Origin of the sequence: Prosthecobacter sp., from assembly GCF_034366625.1 — a bacterium.
In the GTDB taxonomy this organism is placed as follows: Bacteria; Verrucomicrobiota; Verrucomicrobiia; order Verrucomicrobiales; family Verrucomicrobiaceae; genus Prosthecobacter.
The window spans coordinates 34,960-50,618 of record NZ_JAXMIH010000006.1 but is presented as its reverse complement, the minus strand read 5'-3'; the positions used below and the strand labels follow the sequence as shown (position 1 = coordinate 50,618).

13 protein-coding genes are annotated in these 15,659 nt (G+C 60.3%); 8 read left to right on the top strand and 5 right to left on the bottom strand.

What is annotated here, in order from left to right; genetic code table 11:
* Nucleotides 1-10: 10 nt before the first annotated feature.
* The 4 genes from U1A53_RS03055 (at nucleotide 11) to nadB (ending at nucleotide 5,197) form a co-directional block, all read left to right on the top strand.
* Nucleotides 11-1,171 carry a putative peptidoglycan glycosyltransferase FtsW gene (locus U1A53_RS03055; protein ID WP_322278902.1) on the top strand — a complete coding sequence of 387 codons (1,161 nt, stop codon included), beginning with the start codon at nucleotides 11-13 and terminating at the stop codon, nucleotides 1,169-1,171.
* 14 nt (nucleotides 1,172-1,185) lie between these two features.
* Nucleotides 1,186-2,301: an undecaprenyldiphospho-muramoylpentapeptide beta-N-acetylglucosaminyltransferase gene (gene murG, locus U1A53_RS03050; protein WP_322278901.1), complete on the top strand. Its 1,116-nt coding sequence runs from the start codon at nucleotides 1,186-1,188 to the stop codon at nucleotides 2,299-2,301.
* Nucleotides 2,302-2,428: 127 nt separating this feature from the next.
* Nucleotides 2,429-3,550, top strand: a complete 1,122-nt coding sequence (locus U1A53_RS03045) for an aldo/keto reductase (RefSeq protein ID WP_322278899.1) — start codon at nucleotides 2,429-2,431, stop codon at nucleotides 3,548-3,550.
* A gap of 42 nt (nucleotides 3,551-3,592) precedes the next feature.
* Nucleotides 3,593-5,197, top strand: a complete 1,605-nt coding sequence (nadB, locus tag U1A53_RS03040; RefSeq protein WP_322278898.1) for an L-aspartate oxidase — start codon at nucleotides 3,593-3,595, stop codon at nucleotides 5,195-5,197.
* A 154-nt stretch (nucleotides 5,198-5,351) separates the two neighbouring features.
* Here nadB and U1A53_RS03035 read toward each other — a convergent pair whose 3' ends face one another.
* On the bottom strand, nucleotides 5,352-5,642 hold the full coding sequence (locus U1A53_RS03035; RefSeq protein WP_322278897.1) for a hypothetical protein: 291 nt from the start codon (nucleotides 5,640-5,642) through the stop codon (nucleotides 5,352-5,354).
* Between U1A53_RS03035 and U1A53_RS03030 the strand changes: the two genes are divergently transcribed.
* Nucleotides 5,641-6,366, top strand: coding sequence for a hypothetical protein (locus U1A53_RS03030; protein WP_322278895.1), 726 nt, complete (start codon nucleotides 5,641-5,643; stop codon nucleotides 6,364-6,366). The genes U1A53_RS03035 and U1A53_RS03030 overlap by 2 nt on opposite strands.
* 17 nt (nucleotides 6,367-6,383) lie before the next feature.
* Here the strand turns inward: U1A53_RS03030 and U1A53_RS03025 are convergent, their stop codons facing one another.
* Nucleotides 6,384-9,743, bottom strand: a complete 3,360-nt coding sequence (locus U1A53_RS03025; protein WP_322278894.1) for a protein kinase — start codon at nucleotides 9,741-9,743, stop codon at nucleotides 6,384-6,386.
* Nucleotides 9,744-9,789: 46 nt separating this feature from the next.
* Nucleotides 9,790-11,508 (bottom strand): Hsp70 family protein, encoded by a 1,719-nt coding sequence (locus U1A53_RS03020; RefSeq protein WP_322278893.1) that lies wholly within the window; start codon nucleotides 11,506-11,508, stop codon nucleotides 9,790-9,792.
* A 61-nt stretch (nucleotides 11,509-11,569) separates the two neighbouring features.
* Here U1A53_RS03020 and trpD point away from each other — a divergent pair, with 61 nt between their 5' ends.
* Complete coding sequence (trpD, locus tag U1A53_RS03015) at nucleotides 11,570-12,607, top strand: anthranilate phosphoribosyltransferase (RefSeq protein WP_322278892.1); 1,038 nt, start codon at nucleotides 11,570-11,572, stop codon at nucleotides 12,605-12,607.
* A 67-nt stretch (nucleotides 12,608-12,674) separates the two neighbouring features.
* The gene (locus U1A53_RS03010) at nucleotides 12,675-13,556 is read left to right on the top strand and encodes a CvpA family protein (protein ID WP_322278891.1); all 882 of its coding nucleotides are present in this window, start codon (nucleotides 12,675-12,677) and stop codon (nucleotides 13,554-13,556) included.
* 8 nt (nucleotides 13,557-13,564) lie between these two features.
* On the opposite strand, the gene U1A53_RS03005 is transcribed toward U1A53_RS03010, so the two are convergent.
* Nucleotides 13,565-13,828, bottom strand: coding sequence for a hypothetical protein (locus U1A53_RS03005; protein ID WP_322278890.1), 264 nt, complete (start codon nucleotides 13,826-13,828; stop codon nucleotides 13,565-13,567).
* A complete protein-coding gene (locus U1A53_RS03000; RefSeq protein WP_322278889.1) occupies nucleotides 13,825-14,073 on the bottom strand; it encodes a hypothetical protein in 249 nt (82 codons plus the stop codon). The genes U1A53_RS03005 and U1A53_RS03000 overlap by 4 nt, the downstream gene beginning before the upstream one ends.
* A gap of 113 nt (nucleotides 14,074-14,186) precedes the next feature.
* Between U1A53_RS03000 and gatB the strand changes: the two genes are divergently transcribed.
* Entirely contained in the window at nucleotides 14,187-15,650 is a 1,464-nt protein-coding gene (gene gatB, locus U1A53_RS02995) for an Asp-tRNA(Asn)/Glu-tRNA(Gln) amidotransferase subunit GatB (RefSeq protein WP_322278888.1), read from the top strand.
* The last annotated feature ends 9 nt before the right edge of the window (nucleotides 15,651-15,659 follow it).

Below are 15,659 nucleotides of genomic sequence, written 5' to 3'. Positions count from 1 at the left end.
TCCCGGCTCCATGGCCAGACATTCCGTCATCCTGCTCATTCTTGCGGCGCTGTCGTTGATCGCGCTGGGCATCACCATGCTGGCGAGCACGACGTTTGAGATCGCGCAGGAGGGTGGTGAAGACTATGTGACGCTGTGGCGGCAGCTTGCCTGGCTGGGCGTGGCGACTGTCGCGTGTGTGTTTGCCGCTGTGATTGATTACAATGCATGGATGCGCTGGCGCTGGCATATTTTGATCGCCGCCGCAGTGCTGCTGGCGCTGTGCTACGTGCCGATGATTGGCGTGAAGATCAATGGCTCGAAACGCTGGATTGGTTTGCAGGCGCTTGGCGTGGGCAGTTTCCGAGTGCAGCCGTCCGAATTCGCGAAAATTGCGCTCATCATCGCGCTGGCGGGCTGGTTTGCGACCCATGAGGCGCTGACGCGGACGTTCGTGCGGGGTTTCCTGCTCCCGGGGTTGATGCTGACCGGCATTGTGGCGCTGATCGGCTGCGAGTTCGACCTTGGCAGTGCCTTGCTGGCTTCAGTCGTCGGCCTGGGGGTGATGTTTGTGGCCGGGACGAAGATGCGCTATCTCGCGCTGATTGTTTTGATGTGTGCCGGTGGTTTGTGGGCGGGGATCAAGTATCTGCCGAACCGGCTTGAGCGCGTGATGGTCGTTTTCGACCTCGAAAAGCACAAGGAGGGCCTCGGTTTGCAGCAATGGGTGTCGAAGCTGGCCTTTGGCTCCGGTGGCATCGAAGGTCGCGGTCTCGGAGAAGGACGCATGAAGCTGTCCTACCTGCCCGAGGCGCACACGGACTTCATTTTCCCCATGGTGGGCGAGGAACTGGGCCTGCGTGGCACGGCGGCGGTCGTACTCGCCTTCGCGGTGCTGGTGATGGCCGGGATGGTCGTTTCGGCCTATGCGCCGAACCGGTTTGGCAAGCTTTTGGGCGCTGGAGTGACATTTTTGCTCGGAATGGAAGCGCTCTTGAACATGGGCGTGACCACTGCTTTGCTGCCGAACAAGGGGTTGCCGCTGCCTTTCGTAAGTTACGGAGGGTCCAGTCTTGTTGCCGCGATGGTCGCGGTGGGCATCCTGATCAACATCCATCGCCAGGGCGTGCATCTGACCTGGGATCAACTCCCCGTGATCCGCAGAAAGCGCCGCTGGACTCCACAGCTTTAGCCTTTTGAATCTCAGTGAAACAGAAAAATTCGAAGTCCGTCCACGTGCTTATCGCGTGTGGTGGCACCGGGGGGCATTTGTTCCCTGGCATTGCCGTCGGTGAGGTTTTGGCCTCACGCGGTCACGACGTGACCCTGCTCATCAGCGAAAAGAAAATCGACTCCCTGGCCGCTTCCGGGCACAAGGAACTGCGGTTTGAGAAAATGCCGTTTCTCGCCATGCCGAAACCGTGGTCGCCAAAGATGATCGGCTTCCTCAAAGGTCTCTGGCAGGGCACCAAGGCCTGCCGCAAGCTCATCCGCGACCACAAGGTGGATGTTGTGCTCGGAATGGGCGGATTCACCTCGTTTGCGCCGTTGTATGCCGGGCGTAAAGAAGGCTGCACCACACTCATCCACGAAAGCAACGCCATCCCCGGCAAGGCCAACAAGCTTAACGCACGCTACAGCGACATCGTCTTGTGCGGCCTCGACGCCTGCAAACAACACTTCCCCAAGCATGAAGATGTGCGTGTCGTCGGCACACCGATCCGCAGCAGCATGCGCAAACAAAACAGCGACGATCCACGCGCCTTCTTCAAACTCGACAAGGACAGGCGCACGCTGCTCGTCATGGGCGGCAGCCAGGGCGCACGTGGTGTGAATCGAGCTGTGGGCCAGGCACTCGATCAATTTGAGAAAATGGGCATCCAGGTGCTGCACATCGCCGGACCGACCGATTACGAGGAGGTGCGTGATGTTTACGCGAAGGTGCCGCTGCTCAAGCAGCACGTGGCCGCGTTTTGCCACCGCATGGATCTCGCCTACCGTGCCGCTGATCTCGCCATCGCAAGATCAGGCGCCTCATCCATGGCGGAACTCGCTTACTTCGGTGTTCCGAGCCTGCTCGTGCCCTATCCTTTCGCCGCCGAGGATCATCAAACCCGCAACGCGGAGATCTTCGACAAGGCCGGCGCCGCACGCCTGATGCCTGAAAAGGATCTCAACGCCGACACCCTCGCCGATGCCGTGCGCAGCGTCTTCAACGATCCCCGCAAGGCCGGAGAAATGAAGAAAGCGGCGCAAAAGCTCGCGGTGAAGAATTCGGCGGAGAAGATTGCCGATCTGCTGGTCAAAGAGGTGGGGCGGTAACCCAATTCCGTGTGACTGGGCCGATTTTGCCAAATCCTGCGTTCATCCCCGGTGATGGTGCGATCCCTGTTTGAAAGGCCGGGCGGACTCAGTATGTATCCGCCCCTAAAACCCAACTAGATACTTTATGAACCTGACACGGACGGCCTACGGAACTTGGAGCGGCGGCAAATTCATGCACTTCGGTGAAATGCTCGATGACGAGCGCTATATCGCCATGATTCGCAGCGCCTTCGAGAAAGGTGTGCGCACCTTCGTGACGGCCGACGTTTACGGCGCCGGACGTGCCGATTCGATGCTGGGCGAGGCTTTGAAAGGCCTGCCTCGAGATGAATACTGTCTCGTGGGCATTGTTGGTCATGATTTCTACACCGGACTGCGTGCCGGATCGAAGGGCTACCCGCGCTTCACTGACGCCGGACTGCATAAGCCGGAGCAGTACGGCAGCTATCTCACGATGGCGGCGGAGGAATCGCTGAAACGCTGCGGCGTGGCCAAGTTTGACTGCCTCATGCTGCACAACCCCGACACGGTCGGTTACACCAGCGAAGATGTCTGGAACGGTCTCACCGCACTGAAGAACAAAGGTCTCACGGATCGCCTCGGCATTGCGCCCGGACCGGCCAATGGTTTCACGCTCGACATGATCGACTGCTTCGAGCGTTTCGGCGATCGCATGGACTGGGCGATGATCATTTTGAACCCGTTCGAGCCTTGGCCCGGTCAGCATGTGCTGCCGGCGGCGAAGAAGAACGGCGTCGATATTCTCGCGCGAGTCGTCGATTACGGCGGCTTGTTCCATGATGACGTGAAACCCGGCCACAAGTTCCGCGATGGCGACCACCGTGCTTTCCGGCCGGCGGGCTGGGTTGAACACGGCTACGAGAAGATCGAAAAAATCCGCCCCATCGCCGAAAAGCATGGCCTCACCATGATCCAACTGGCCTGCCAGTGGACTTTGGCCAACGCACCCGTGAAAAGCGTGGTGCCGACCTTGATCCAGGAAGCCGGCGCAGAGGCCCGCAGCATCGAGAGCAAACTCGACGAACTGGCCGCCCTGCCTGCGGGAAACGTGCTCAGCGCCGAGGAAGTCGAAACGATTCGCCAGATCGGTGACAACACCGGCTGCATGGCGCTGAAAGGCGCCAGCCAGCGCCACGAAGGCCAGGAACCGCGTGCGGACGAATGGCCGATGCGTCCCGATCTGCTTGCCCTGGCATCGCGCTGGGATCTTGGCACGGCGTGGTAGCGCATTTGCATCTTCGCTGTTCCACGCTGATAGGCATCACCCATGATTGAGGCGGATTTTATCATCGTTGGAACTGGCGCGGGTGGTCTCGTGGCCGCCCTGCACGCCTCGGAGCATGGCAGTGTGGTGATGATCACCAAACGCGGTGCGCTGGACTCGAATTCCAACTGGGCGCAGGGCGGCATCGCCTGCGTCACGGCAGAAAACGATTCGATTGAGAAACACGTCAGCGACACACTCATTGCCGGAGCCGATTTGTGCAAAGAACAGGCCGTGCGCACGATTGTGAGCGAAGGCCCGGCACGCATCGCCGATCTGGTGAAGTGGGGTGTGCATTTTGACCAGCGTGAGTCTCCCGGCGGGCATCTGGAGTTCGATCTCACCAGGGAAGGCGGCCACACCGCCCGTCGTGTGCTCCATGCTGCGGACGCCACGGGGCGTGAGATCACCGAAAAGCTGCTCGCTGCCGTGCGTGCGAAGCCGAACATCACGATCCACGAAAATCATTACGCCATAGACATCATCACGACGGCCAAGCTTGGCCTCGTCTCCGAAGACCGCGTGCTTGGACTGTATGTGCTCGATGAAACCAGCGGAGAGGTGCACACCTTCCGCTCGGATCGCGTGATCCTTGCCACCGGTGGCTGCGGACGTGTGTATTTGTACACGACGAATCCTCGTGTCGCGACGGGCGACGGCGTGGCGATGGCCTGGCGTGCGGGGGCGACCATCTCGAACATGGAGTTCATCCAGTTCCACCCGACCTGTCTCTACCATCCTCAGAAGCGGTCGTTTTTGATCACCGAGGCCATGCGTGGCGAAGGGGCACGCTTGATTGGCAAGGACGGCGAGGAATTCATGCAGCGTTACGATCAGCGGGGTTCGCTGGCTCCGCGTGATGTCGTCGCCCGTGCCATCGATCATGAAATCAAACGCACTGGCGGCCCCTGCGTGTATCTCGACATCAGTCACAAGCCGGCTGACTTCATCGCGCATCATTTTCCGAACATCCAGAAGGCCTGTGTCGAAGTCGGCATCGACATCACCAAGGAGCCGATCCCCGTGGTGCCCGCCGCTCATTACCAGTGCGGTGGTGTGCTCACCGATGTGAACGGAGCCACCAGCGTGCGTGGTTTGTGCGCCGTGGGAGAGGTCGGCTGCACCGGACTGCACGGTGCGAACCGACTGGCCAGCAATTCGCTCCTCGAATGCTGCGTCACCGCGCAGCGGGCTGTGGCGCACCTGCTCAAGAAGATCCCGCCGGGCAAACAGGCGGAGCAGAGTTACGAACTGCGCCCGTGGCAGACCAGCGGCGTGGTGGAGAATGACGAGATCGTCGTCATCTACCACAACTGGGATGAAATCCGCCGGCTGATGTGGGACTACGTTTCCATCGTTCGCACGAACAAGCGTCTCCAGCGTGCCGCCGCCCGCTTGCGGAACCTCAAGCGCGAGGTGCAGGAGTTTTACTGGAACAACCGCGTCACCAGCGAAATTCTCGAACTGCGCAACCTCGTCGAAACCGCCTCCCTCATCGTCGAATGCGCCATTCGCCGTCATGAGAGCCGGGGGCTGCACTACACGCTGGATTATCCTGAGACAGACAAGTCACGCGCGCCGCAGGACTCCACGCTGCGGCGCTATTGAGATTATTGCGGCTGTGGTGCGGAAGAGGTCCGAGACAGCGCTTTGAACAGCCGCATGCAGGGTTTGTCCATCCTTTGGCGTTGATGCTTCGCAGACCACAACAATCTGGTTCTCCGGGCAGCATCGCCTCGCTTGGTGAATTACAGATTGCGGTTTACCAGGTGAACCTGCTACATTTTCGCCAATTCGGACCACCCCCAATGCCTGTCCAACGCTCAATCAGTTCTATGATCGTCGCCGCGTCTCTCGTGACGGCGGCATCGGCATTCAGCCAGGGGGCATCATCAGTTTCAGCGACCGGAGCCGTGGCGGCGCTCAACAAGCGTGACACCGCGCCGGTGGCGCTGAAAAGCAAATCGCCCGCCGTCCCGGTATCGAGGCCGGTTGCCCCGCCGCCGCCCCGGAGCATCGCTTCCTCGTTGCCCAATTTCAGCTCGCCTCCCATGCCACACCTGGAGTACGCGAGGTATCCGTGGAAAATCGACATTGTCGCCACTGTGTTCTGGGTGGGTGAGGAGCCGACGGAGAACAATCCCACACCGAACGACAAAAGCTCATGGGATACGAAGTGGATGGATAATTTCGGCGGCTATGACGACCCCGATCCCACCAAGCGCACCGACAATTTCACGCCGGTGGGCTTCACACCGAGGCAGAACCCGTTTTATGTGGCGCTGCCCTACAACGACTGCATTGATTACAACTCGCACAAGCCCGAGGCCTCCAAGGTCATCCCGTGGTTCAAGCTACGCTACACCCGCTCCGGCAGGACTGTTCTCAAGGGCCAGTGGGTGGCCATCAAGCATGGCAACCGCGTCTGCTATGCCCAGTGGGAGGACTGTGGACCCTTTGTTACCGATGACTACGATTATGTCTTTGGCAACGCCCGCCCGAAAAACAACAGCAACAATGGCGCGGGTATCGACATCTCCCCTGCCATTCGTGATTACCTCGGGCTGAAAAGCATGTCCCGTTGTGACTGGCGCTTTGTCGATGTGAGCGAGGTCCCCGCCGGTCCTTGGCGTAACATTGGCGACAACAATCATTTCGTCCGCCAGCAGAAGGTCGAGAAGGAGCGCGAACATACCGCCATCTCTTCACGCCTCGAGGAACTCCGCCGCATGCGTGACGCTTATTTCAAAGAGAACGGCACAGGTGCCGTGCGGTGACCACAGAAGACCGCAGCTCAAGGTGGCGGGCTTTGGAAGTCGAGTCGCTCGTTCGTGAACACATAGGGCAGCGCGGCACCGGCCTTGCCGCCCAGTTGAGTGGCGGGTTTCGCCTCAATGGAGCGTCCGGGACCTGCCTTGGGTGTGTTGGCACAGTCCTGGATGTAGATGACGGTATTCAGCGGTGATTTGACCGGCAGTTTCTCCTCCGGCTCGCCGAAGGTGCATTTTTCAAAGACGCAGTTCTTTGTGGCGAGCGCAAAGCTCTCCGGCACGCGACAGTTGATGAAGCGGCAGTTCTGGATGCTGAGCCAGTCTTTGGTCATTTCCGTTCCCGCGTCCTCCTTGATCCCGATGGGGATCAAATCCACGCCGTGGAAGGTGCAGCCGTCGAGCTTCACGCCCACATCACCCAGCTTCCAGTTCTGCATGAAGGAGCCGGAGAAGACGCAGTTAGTGAAGTTCCACTTGCTGCTGAACCACGCAACATACCAGGCACCTTCCTTGGAAAAAGCACAGTCTTGAAACAAACTGTCGCGTGCCTCGAAGCTGCCACCCAGGTCGGCGGTGATCTTCACATCACGAAAGTGACCGCCTGCGACTTTCCACGAGCCTTCACGCATGTGGAAGCGCACGTTCTCGATGCGCATGCCGGGCAGGCTCGTCACATCACAGCGCTGCTCGTCGTATTGCGCTTTTGGATCTTTCTTGCCGGGAGCGCCGATGTCGATGCGGCGGATGGGTCGGTAAACACCGGCGGGGATGGTGAGCTTGCCGGCCCACTCGGTCTTGTTGAGCAGGCTTTCCCTCATCTCCGGCACGCTGGAGACACGCTCTTCGAGTGTTTTGATGTCGATGACACGAGTCTTGACCGATTTCACCGTGACGATGGAGTTCAGCGGGAAAATCTCCAGTGGCTGGTCCACCTTCGTGTAGTCGCCAAAGTGGAGATAGCGCCGCTCACCATCGACGCTGATGCTCTGCATGTGGGGATACACGCGCCAGTGGATCGTGACGAAAGTGTCCTCCGGAATGCGGCCTTTGCCCAGGGCATGTCGGCCTCCGCCGGGATCGCTGTCGAGACGCAGCTCATCAGGGCGTAACTCCCAGTTGAAGATCAACTGCTTCGCGGAGTAGGCCAGGCGCAGGTCGTTCTTCTGCGTTTTGGCCACGATGGTGAACTCCACAGGTGGCGTGAATTTCTCCGTGGAGGTGAAGCGCTCGGATTTCTTCAGCATGAGTTCACCACCTCCTGGCAGCAGTTCTTTGGCCTCGCTGATTCCGGCGGTGCGCTCGCGGGCGATGTCGCTCATGCGCTCGCTCACCAGCTTCGCATCATCGAGCTTGCCAGACTGGGTCAACTCTGTCTGCAAGGCCTTCAGCACCTCCTCATACTTCAAAAACAGCGTGATCCGGTTGTTGTGTTGTTCAATCTCGATGGGCTTCAAGCTCGTGCGGTAAGTGGAGCGCAATGTTTTCAGAGGAGCGGGCAGCGTGGGCGCATCATCGGTGGGCAGCGGGCCCTGGGTCTCGATGCGCTGTTTCTCATCGCGCAAGGCGAGCGCCTCCGGCAAGGCTGAAGCCGCCGTGGCAGTGGCGAGCGAGCGGTCGAGTGCGGCGAGATACTTGCCGTTCAAATCAGCCAGCTTCTCGCGGTGTTTGCTCAACACATCGCGCTCCAGCGCCGCGCGGAAGCTGGTTTCCAGCTCTCGCAGCCGTTTAGCAGCCTCGCTTTCGGTGACGGGCGGCATCGTTGGCGGTGTTGGCGCGGGAACAGTCTTCGGTGTGCTGTCCCATTCGAGGATGAAGGCACGGTTGCCGTCGAAGTGGCCGTTGCCCCAGACCAGCGTCGCTGTGCCGTTCTTGGCGGTGAGCTTGAGTGCGAATTTCTTCTCAGGCTCCACATCGGGCGCTGACAGCGCGCCGTCCCAGCGTGTGTACTCAAAAGGTTCGCCAGTGATCCACTTCCAAACGCCGCCCTCACGTCTGCCCCCAATGGTGGCCATCCACTGCGGCACCTGTTTCAAGAAAGGCGGCAGCGTCTGGTCCAGCCAGTCCATCTCCGCCTGGCTTGTGATCGTGAGCAGATGCGCGCCGAGGCTCTCCGCGTGTTTCTGTGCCGCGGCCTGGCTCGTTTCTTTCCCAACCACCTGATAATGGTGCCCCGCATGGCTGAGCACTGGAAGCTCCGACAGCGGACTGCCTTTGGGTGCGTCGGGATCGGTCCGCACGACGACGGGCATCGACGCTGGCTCCGTTCTTTTCGGTGCTTCAGGCTTTTTCGGCTCAGGAGCTGTTTTTGTCATTTCTGGCCTGGGCGTTGCCCTCGCGATCTCCTGGGACGGCGATTTGGAATCGCCGGACTTCATTACAAAGAATGCCACACCACCCAGCACGATCACGGCGGCGGCGATCAGGCCCCAGGGCGTGCTTTTTGGCGGTGGTGGCGGCAGAACGTGCTGGCGCTGGCGTGGCGGCATGCCGCCGGCTGCTTTCGCGGCGGTTTTTGCCTTCGCCACCGGCACGGTGAGGATTTGATCGAGGTCACGCCGGATTTCACGCGAGGTCTGGTAGCGCTTCACCACATCTTGCTCCATCGCTTTGCGCACGATGACGTCGAAGCGTGTGTCGCAGTTGGTTTTTTCGCTCGGCAGTTGGAAGAAACCGCGTGGGATCTCGCCGGTGAGCATGTTGTAGAGCATCACGCCCACGGCGTAGAGGTCGGCGCGTCCGTCCACCATCACACCGGTGATCAGTGCTTCCGGCGCCACGTAGTCCGGCGTGCCCATCGTCATGCCGCCCTGCGTCAGGCCGCTGGTCTGGCTTGGATCATGCATGCGGGCCAGGCCGAAGTCGGCCACCTTCACCGCGCCCTCCATGTTGATGAGGATGTTGGCGGGCTTGATGTCGCGGTGGATGACACCATGCTCGTGCGCATAGGCCAGCGCATCACAAACATGCGCCGTGATGGCCAGCGCGTGGTCCACCGGCAGCTTGCGCTGCGCCTGGATCATCTTTGACACGTCCGTGCCGTCGATGAACTCCATGACGATGTAGAGCAGCCCGTCGCTGGTCTCGCCGAAATCATGCACGGCCACGATGGCCGGGTGGTTCAGCTTCGCCATCGTGCGCGCCTCGTTCTTGAAGCGCTCGACGAATTCCGCCTCGTCTTCTGCAACCTGCGGCGGCAGCACCTTGATGGCGACCGTGCGGTCCAATGAAACCTGCCTGGCCTTGTAAACAGCGCCCATGCCGCCACAGCCCAGCAGCGACCACTCATCATACTGCGGCAGCATGGCCTGCATGTGTTCTGATGCAGGCGGCGTCCAGCGGCTCATGCCTGCTGTGGAACGTGGGCCGGGATTTTCCTCGCTCATTTGCGCCGGATGCTAGCGGCAGGGTGCTGGAAAAGGAATAAGAAAATCACACCAGCCCGCGCCGTGCCAAGGATTCCTCCATCGCACGCTCGATCAGCATCACGGCGAGTGATTGCGTGGCATCGTCGAGCTGCTGATTTGCTGCTTTGAGCGCACGCGCATCATGTTCCGGCAAATCGAGCAGGCGGCGCACTTCGGCGGCGCAGGCGCGGACTTCGACGGACTCACCGAGCTGGGCCAGCGCGGCATCGACGGCGGGGAGCAGTTCCTCAGCTTTGAGTTTTGCCTCGGTCCAGATGCGTTCGTTCATGTCCTCGAAGGCTAAATCGACGCTTTCGGCGATCATCTGCTCCACGCGTTCGTCTTCCACGTCGATCGCGGTGCCGCTGATTTCGAGCGTGGTGTCCTGATTCGTCGCGGTATCGCGAGCGAGGACATTCAAAATGCCATCCGCGTCCAAACTGAACTGCACACCCACGCGCGCGCTGCCTTTTGGGCCGGGCGGAAACGGCACCTCGATGCGGCCGAGCTCCCAGTTGTCCTTCGCCAGTTCACGCTCGCCCTGCAGGATGCGGATGAGCATGCTGTCTTGATTGGCGACGGCGTTGGTGAACATCTCACCCGCCTTGGCGGGAATCGTCGTGTTGCGCGGGATGATGATGTTCATCAAGCCGCCGAAGGTTTCGATGCCGAGCGAGAGCGGCGTGACATCGAGAAGCAACACCTGACGCAAGCTGCCACTCAAGATGCCTGCCTGGATCGTGGCACCGAGCGCGATGGCCTCATCAGGATTCTGCGAGGTGTTCGGCTCACGTCCAAAGAGTTCGCGCACATATTCGCGCACCAGCGGCATGCGCGTACTTCCGCCGACAAGGATGATTTCATCAAGCTGCTCCGCTTTGAGGTTCGCATCGCTCAAAGCACGCAGGCAGTGGAGGCGCGTGCACTCGATCCAGGGACGGGCTATTTTTTCGAGTTCGGCACGTGTGATGTCCAAACCATCGAACGAGGCTGCTTCATCGACTGAAAGCCGTTTTTTGACGGATTCCGCCGCTTCGAGCACGCGGATGTCTTTGGCGGACAAATTGAGCTTCTCAGCGATGAATCCGGCGAGCATGCGGTCGAGATCATCGCCACCGAGTTGCGTGTCGCCGGCGGTGGAGAGCACTTGGAAGGCACCATCGCGCATTTCGAGCACGGAGATGTCAAAGGTGCCGCCGCCGAGGTCATAGACGGCCACTTTTTGATGCTCGCCGAGTTTGTCGAGACCGTAGGCGAGCGCTGCGGCAGTCGGCTCGCTCAAAATGCGCACGACTTCGAGTCCGGCGAGTTCACCGGCACGCTTCGTGGCATTGCGCTGCGCATCGTTGAAATAAGCAGGCACCGTGATGACGGCCTGTGACACGCTTTGCTCCAACGCCCGTTCGGCGACGGCCTTGAGATGCTTCAAAATCTCCGCTGAAACCTCGACGGGCGTGGTTTGCAAATCGCTCAAGACATACGGCGGCACCCAGCCGCCTTCTCCGGGACGGCGTCCGATGAGACGCTTCACCGAGGTGATGGTGCGTGTGGGATGCAGCGCCCGTTGTCTTAAAGCCACGGCTCCGACGGTGATTGTCCCGTCTTCAGCGATGCAGACGGCGCTTGGCGTGCTGCGACTGCCGTTTTCATCGGCCAGCAGAATGGGAAAACCGCTGTCCACGACGCCGACGAGGGAGTTCGTGGTGCCGAGGTCGATGCCGAGGATGGGGGAATTTGGATTCAACGTTTCGGAAGGTTCATGCAGGTGGGCTTGCTAAACACTGCGCTTTGGTCAAAATCAAATCATGGAATCACTGACCACCAGCCTGACCCAGGGAACAAATCTCACCGAGGCCCAGATCGCGGAGGCTGCGGCGTGCCTGGTCGATCCGGCGGTGACGGCGATGACGAAGGCGGACTTTTTGCGGGCGCTGGCGCATAAAGGCGAGACGCCGGAGGAGATCGCGGCCTTTGTGAATGAATTCCTCAAGCTGGCGGTCGATCCGGGGATTGATCGCGCCAAATTGCCGGGACCGATGCTGGATGTCGTCGGCACGGGTGGCGACAAACTGCATCTATTCAATGTGTCGAGCACAGCGATGTTCATTTTGGCCGCAGGCGGTGTGTGTGTGACGAAGCATGGCAATCGTGGCATCACCTCGAAGGCGGGCGGTGCGGATGTGCTGGAGGCGCTGGGCATCAAGATCGAACTGCCGGTGGAGAAAGTCGTGCATGGCATCGAGACCATCGGCCTCGGGTTCTTTTTTGCGCCGCTGTATCATCCGGCCTTCAAGGCGGTGGCGGAGGCGCGCAAGCTGCTCGCCGCCGAAGGCCAGCGCTCGATTTTCAACGTGCTGGGGCCGCTGCTGAATCCCGGCAGGCCGGACTACCAGCTCATCGGCGTGTTCGATCCGAAGCTGACGCGGGCTTTTGGCGAAATCCTGCTCAAGCTCGGACGCAAGGGAGCGTGGGTGGTGCATGGCAGCGCCGGGGCAGGGCAGGGGATGGATGAGCTTTCCACGCTGGACGTGAACGAAGTCTGCCAGATAGCGGGTGGCAAACTCAGCGAGATGAAGATCGACCCGAAAACGCTCGGCTTTGGCAAGGCAGCGCTGGATGAACTGGTGGGCGGCGATGCGGCGGAGAATGCGATGATTCTTGAAGGCGTGCTGGCAGGCACGATCAAGGGGGCGAAGCGCGACATCGCCGTGCTGAACGCGGCGGCGGGTTTCGTGATCACCGGCATGGCGGCGGATCTGGCTGCGGGCAAGGCTTTGGCGGAGGAACTCCTCAATCGCGGAGCCGCGCATGTGAAGATGCGGGAAATGCAGGATCTGTGCTGAGCCATTTTCGTGCGAGACAGCGCGGCGGGAGATGTTACGATGGCGCGCGTCCCATCCCACCGCATCCATGCCGAATCCCAGTGAAGTGCTCCAGACCGTCCAGAAGGTGCCCTCCAGCATGTGGGCCACCATCGGCATCGTGGGCTTCATTGCTTTCGCCGCCGGACTGGCCTTTTCACGTGGCGTGGTGAAGCAGTTGCTCGGCGCGGTGACACTGGCGGTTTCTGTGGGCGCGGCGTGGTATGTGTTCCGTCATCGGGTGCAGATTTTTGGCGCGGCAGGTATCAACATCACCACGGATCGCCTGCTGATGCTGTCCGTCGCGGCCGGCTTGCTGACCTACTTCCTCTGCAAAATGGGAACGTACTTTCTTGCCGCTTTCGGCCTGCTGAAAATGCTCGGTGGCCTGGATGGGTGGAAAGGGCTGATCATCAGCTTCCTTCCTTCGGGAGCGCTGTTGTGGATCGGCAGCATGGTGCTGCGGCTCGTCGGCAGCCTGTATGGCATGGAAAACGCCGCCGAGATCGTAAAGAAGGGCGGCGAGGTGGGAAGCCAGGCCAAATCCTTCTGGTACAGCCTCAGCCAGCGCATCGACAACAGCTTCCTCGGCGGTGTGGCGAAAAGGCTCGATCCCTACGACATCAAGCCCACCGCGAATCTCGCCCGTCTGCTGATCCTCTGGCCCGAGGGCAGCATGTGGCAGCAGCTTGCCGCGCAAAATCCCGCTGCCGCCCAGGCTCTCAATCATCCCCGCATCGTCGAACTCGGCTACGACCCGGCCGTGCGCAAGGCGATCGACAACCGGGACTTTGCCGGGCTGATGCAGATGAGAAAAGTCGAGGAGACTGCCAATCATCCCGATTTGCAGCCGGTGCTGGGCGGATTGGCGCTTGAACAAGCGATGGATTCCGTCGTTTATCAGCGCCCGCAGCCGGTGCGTTTGAATTGAGACGTGGATCAGGCAAAGAGATGGTCGAACTCCTTGTGCGTGCCGATCCAGAACCACGTCACAGTGTCACCTGAGCGCTGCGCGACGGCTCGCAGATTGAGATTCACACGTACGGACCACACATCTGCTTCTCCCTCCAGCTTCTTGAAGCGCAGGGAACGGTGGCCGCAATCCTCCATGAACAGGTCATAAGCTTTCCTGGCTGCCTGTTGATCCTGCGGCGAGAGCGCATTCAGACAACGCCAGAATGCAGGTGTGGCGCGTGAAATCACAACCGGGACAAATCCAAGGGTTCGCTGCCTTCCGCCAGCGCGGCCTGCATGAATGCCTGCAACTTGGGGCGGGGCCGTGGATCATTGATGATGCGCTCCCACGCCGCATCACCGTTTTCGTTTTTGGTATGTTGCTGTTTGATGAACAGCACATAATCGAGCACGGAGGACAGCTTCTCCGCCGGAAGCGTGGCGGCTTCCTCGGCGATGAGGCTGGCGAGATCACGGGTGGCGACGGCAGGCATGGTCTGAAAATAGCCTTTAGCATCGTTGTGTCCAAGAGGTTTCCTCGCCCGCTTGCCCGCTTCGCCCTTGCATCCGCCTGAGATTTCGGCTTTGGCTTGGCTCATTGCCTGTCATGCCCAAGTACATCCTCACTATCGGTCTCGAAGTTCACGCGCAGCTCACGACGCGCAGCAAGATGTTCTGCGCCTGCCCTGCCGAGTATGGAGCGGAGCCGAACACGCATACCTGTCCCACCTGCCTCGGTCTGCCCGGAGCGCTGCCGGTGTTGAATCAGGCCGCCATCGAAAAGACGATCCTCACCGGGATGATGCTGGGCTGCGAAACGCCGCCCGTGGTGAAGTGGGATCGCAAAAACTACTTCTACCCCGACATGCCGAAGAACTACCAGATCACTCAGTTCGACATGCCGCTGTGCCTTGGCGGTGGCGTGCCGCTGTATGATCTCGCATATCCGAAGGACGCGCAGAAGAGCATCACCAATCCGGGCAAGGTGGTGAAGCTCACGCGCATTCATCTGGAGGAGGACGTGGGCAAGTCCACGCACTACGACAAGTTCACCACGCTCGACTTTAATCGCGCCGGCACCCCGCTGATGGAAATCGTCAGCGAACCGGACATCGACAGCGCCGAGGAGGCCTTCGCCTACCTGACCAGCCTGCGGCAGATCTTGATCTACGGCGGCGTGAGCGATGCCGACATGGAGAAGGGCAACCTGCGCTGCGACGTGAACATTTCCCTGCGCCCCGAAGGCCAGAAGGAACTCGGAGCGAAGATCGAGCTCAAAAACCTCAACTCGATGTCCGCTGTGCGTCGCGCGATCAAGTTTGAAACCGAGAGGCAGGCCGAGGCTCTCGATCGCGGCGAAAAACTCCTCCAAAGCACCCGCCGTTGGGACGATGACCGTGGCGAGACCACGCTCATGCGCACCAAGGAGGACGCGCACGACTACCGCTACTTCCCTGATCCCGATTTGCTCCCGGTGCGCACGGCCGAACTCGTCGCCAAGATGAAACCTCAGGTTCCCGAGCTGCCGCACGAAAAACGCGCCCGTTTTGAGCAGGACTACGGTTGCAGTGCTTACGACGCCGGGGTGCTCGCGAGCGAGAAAGAACTGGCCGCTTGGTACGAGGCCGCTGTGGCCGCCGACAAGGTCGTTCCGGCCAAAAAGATAGCCAACTGGGTCATCAACGACCTCCTAGGTGCTCTCAACGACCGCTCGCTCAGCCTTTCTGAATGCCCGGTGAAGCCAGAGGCGCTCAGTGCGCTCGTCGCTACTGTCGAAGCTGGCAAAATCTCCAACAATCAGGCCAAGGAGGTCTTCACAGAGATGTTTGAGACCGGCATACCCGCCGCTGAGATCATCAAGGCCAAAGGCTTCGAGCAAGTCAGCGACACCGGCGCCCTGGAGGCCATCGTGGAGCAGATCCTCGCTGCCAACCCCGACAAAGTCGCCGAAGTCCAGGCTGGCAACGAAAAGGCCATGAACTGGTTCACCGGCCAGGCCATGAAAGCCAGCCAAGGGAAAGCGAACCCGAAGATGGTCACGGAGATCGTGCGCAAGAAGGTTCTGGGGTAACTTCAAACT

Bases quoted from the DNA above. Each gene is read 5' to 3' on its own strand.
- trpD (WP_322278892.1), top strand. From the start codon at position 11,570: ATGGAATCACTGACCACCAGCCTGACCCAGGGAACAAATCTCACCGAG.
- U1A53_RS03045 (WP_322278899.1), top strand. From the start codon at position 2,429: ATGAACCTGACACGGACGGCCTACGGAACTTGGAGCGGCGGCAAATTC.
- U1A53_RS03055 (WP_322278902.1), top strand. From the start codon at position 11: ATGGCCAGACATTCCGTCATCCTGCTCATTCTTGCGGCGCTGTCGTTG.
- U1A53_RS03025 (WP_322278894.1), bottom strand. From the start codon at position 9,743: ATGAGCGAGGAAAATCCCGGCCCACGTTCCACAGCAGGCATGAGCCGC.
- U1A53_RS03010 (WP_322278891.1), top strand. From the start codon at position 12,675: ATGCCGAATCCCAGTGAAGTGCTCCAGACCGTCCAGAAGGTGCCCTCC.
- gatB (WP_322278888.1), top strand. From the start codon at position 14,187: ATGCCCAAGTACATCCTCACTATCGGTCTCGAAGTTCACGCGCAGCTC.
- U1A53_RS03030 (WP_322278895.1), top strand. From the start codon at position 5,641: ATGCCACACCTGGAGTACGCGAGGTATCCGTGGAAAATCGACATTGTC.
- nadB (WP_322278898.1), top strand. From the start codon at position 3,593: ATGATTGAGGCGGATTTTATCATCGTTGGAACTGGCGCGGGTGGTCTC.
- U1A53_RS03000 (WP_322278889.1), bottom strand. From the start codon at position 14,073: ATGCCTGCCGTCGCCACCCGTGATCTCGCCAGCCTCATCGCCGAGGAA.
- U1A53_RS03035 (WP_322278897.1), bottom strand. From the start codon at position 5,642: ATGGGAGGCGAGCTGAAATTGGGCAACGAGGAAGCGATGCTCCGGGGC.